2 protein-coding genes and 1 pseudogene are annotated in these 2,900 nt (G+C 71.2%); all 3 read left to right on the forward strand.

Translation table 11 applies throughout. The features are described from left to right. Nucleotides 1-950, forward strand: a pseudogene (locus SSOG_RS07010) (rhamnulokinase); the annotation flags it as partial. Further along, nucleotides 941-1,693 carry a (Fe-S)-binding protein gene (locus SSOG_RS07015; protein ID WP_009713513.1) on the forward strand — a complete coding sequence of 251 codons (753 nt, stop codon included), beginning with the start codon at nt 941-943 and terminating at the stop codon, nt 1,691-1,693. The pseudogene SSOG_RS07010 and the gene SSOG_RS07015, both read left to right, overlap by 10 nt. Before the next feature lie 29 nt (nt 1,694-1,722). Further along, the coding region (locus SSOG_RS07020; RefSeq protein ID WP_039940757.1) for a lactate utilization protein B at nt 1,723-2,900 on the forward strand (1,178 nt) is incomplete at its 3' end.

Genomic DNA, 2,900 nt, shown 5'->3' on the forward strand with positions numbered 1-2,900 from the left:
GGACACCCTCGGCATCGACCTGGCCCTCTTCCCCACCCCTGCGGAACCCCGGCACTCCCGCCGGAACCCTCCTCCCGGACGTCCTCGCCGCTACAGGCCTCCCGCACCCCACCCCCGTCACGGCGGTCGGCTCGCACGACACCGCCTCCGCCGTCGTCGGAGTCCCCGCCACGAGCCCCCGCTTCGCGTACATCGCCACCGGCACCTGGTCGCTGGCCGGGCTGGAGCTGGACGCGCCGGTCCTCACCGAGGCGAGCCGGCTGGCGAACTTCACCAATGAGCTGGGCGTGGACGGCACGGTGCGCTATCTGCGCAACATCATGGGCCTGTGGCTGCTCCAGGAGTGCCTGCGCACCTGGGAGAACACCGGAGAACAGCACCACCTCCCCACCCTCCTCGAAGCGGCAGCCCGCGCCACCCCCCTGCGCTCCGTCGTGGACGCGGGCGACCCAGCGTTCATCGCCCCCGGCGACATGCCCGACCGCATCGCCGCCGCCTGCCGCCGCACCGGCCAGCCCGCTCCCCGTACCCCCGCCGAGACGACCCGCTGCGTCCTGGACTCCCTCGCCCTGGCGCACCGCCGCGCACTCGCGGACGCCGTTCGCCTGTCGGGCCGTACGGGGACGGTCGACACCGTGCACATCGTCGGCGGTGGCGCGCACAACACCCTGCTGTGCCAGCTCACCGCCGACGCCTGCGGCCTCCCGGTGGTCGCGGGCCCGGCCGAGGCGGCGGCGCTCGGAAACGTCCTGATCCAGGCGCGCACGGCCGGAACGATCAGCGGCGGGCTGCCGGAACTCCGCGCACTGCTTCACAGCACCCAGCCACTGAGGCAGTATGAGCCCACAGGTGATCATTCGGCGTGGGACAGGGCAGCCTCCCGCCTGGAAGGCGCAGAGGTCACCGAGACCGAAGAGGCCAAGGCGGCCGAGGAGGAACCGTGCGGGTAGCGCTCTTCATCACCTGCGTCAACGACACGCTCTATCCGCGCACCGGTCAGGCCGTGGTCACCCTGCTGGAGCGGCTGGGCGTGGAGGTGGACTTCCCGCCCGAGCAGAGCTGCTGCGGCCAGCCGCAGTTCAATACGGGCTACCGCCACGACACCGAACCCCTGCTCCGCCGCTACGCCACCGCGTTCCGCGACTACGACTACATCGTCACGCCCTCCGGATCGTGCGCCGCGATGGTGCGCGACAACTATCCGAGGATGGGTGCGAAGGCCGCCGCCGAGGGCCGCGGCCAGGAACTCTCGGACCTCGCGGCAGCCGTCGTCCCGAAAACCCATGAACTGACCGAGTTCCTGACCAACGTCCTCAAGGTGACGGACGTCGGCGCCTACTATCCGCACACCGTCACGTACCACCCCACCTGCCACGGTCTGCGGATGCTCCACCTGGGCGACCGCCCGCGCGCACTCCTCTCCGCCGTCAAGGGGCTGGACCTGGTGGAGCTGCCGGGCGCGGAGGAGTGCTGCGGTTTCGGTGGCACGTTCGCGGTCAAGAACGCGGCCGTGTCGGCGGCGATGGGCGCGGACAAGGCGCGCAACATCACGGGGACCGGCGCCGAGGCGGTCTGCACGGTCGACAATTCCTGCCAGATGCACATCGGCGGCACCCTCGCCCGCCAGGGTTCGGCGGTCCGCCCGGTGCACATCGCCGAGATCCTGGCCAGCACGGAAGGAGACGTCTGGTGAGCGGAACCCACCAAGCCACCTACCTGGGAATGCCCGCCTTCCCGGCGGCGGCCGACGCCTCCACCCGCAACACCCAGCTGCGCGCCAACCTGCGCCACGCCACGCACACCATCCGCGCGAAGCGCGCCACGGCCGTGTCCGAGCTGGACGACTGGGGGCAACTGCGCGCCGCGGGCGCGGCCATCAAGGACCGTACGCTGCGCCATCTCGACCACTACCTGGAGCAGCTGGAGAGCGCGGTCACGGCGGCCGGGGGCCAGGTGCACTGGGCCGCGGACGCCGACGAGGCGAACCGCATCGTCACCGAGCTGGTGCGGGCCACGGGCGAGCGCGAGGTCGTCAAGGTCAAGTCGATGGCGACGCAGGAGATCGGGCTGAACGGCGCCCTGTCCTCCGCCGGGATCACCGCGTACGAAACCGATCTCGCCGAACTGATCGTGCAGCTCGGCGACGACCTCCCGTCCCACATCCTGGTCCCGGCGATCCACCGCAACCGCGGCGAGATCCGCGACATCTTCACCGAGCGGATGGCCGGGTGGGGCCGCCCGGCCCCGGAGGGGCTGACGGACGCGCCCGCCGACCTCGCCGAAGCCGCCCGTCTCCACCTCCGCGAGAAGTTCCTGAACGCCAAGGTGGGGATCTCCGGCGCCAACTTCATGATCGCGGAGACCGGCACCCTGGTCGTCGTCGAATCCGAGGGCAACGGCCGGATGTGTCTGACCCTCCCCGAGACGCTGATCTCCGTCGTCGGTATCGAGAAGGTGGTCCCCACCTTCCAGGACTTGGAGGTCTTCCTCCAGCTCCTCCCCCGCTCCTCGACCGCGGAGCGGATGAACCCGTACACCTCCACCTGGACCGGCACCACGGACGGCGACGGCCCGCGCGCCTTCCACCTCGTCCTGCTGGACAACGGCCGTACCGACACCCTCGCGGACACCGTGGGCCGCCAGGCGCTGCGCTGCATCCGCTGTTCGGCGTGTCTGAACGTGTGCCCGGTGTACGAGCGGGCCGGCGGCCATGCGTACGGCTCGGCGTACCCCGGCCCGATCGGCGCCATCCTCACCCCGCAACTGCGCGGCACCCAGAGTGAGTTGGACGCCTCCCTGCCGTACGCATCGTCCCTGTGCGGTGCGTGCTACGAGGTGTGCCCGGTGGCCATCGACATCCCCGAGATCCTGGTGCACCTGCGCGAGCGGGTGGTCGAGGG

It is taken from the genome of Streptomyces himastatinicus ATCC 53653 (genome assembly GCF_000158915.1).
Lineage (GTDB): Bacteria > Actinomycetota > Actinomycetes > Streptomycetales > Streptomycetaceae > Streptomyces > Streptomyces himastatinicus.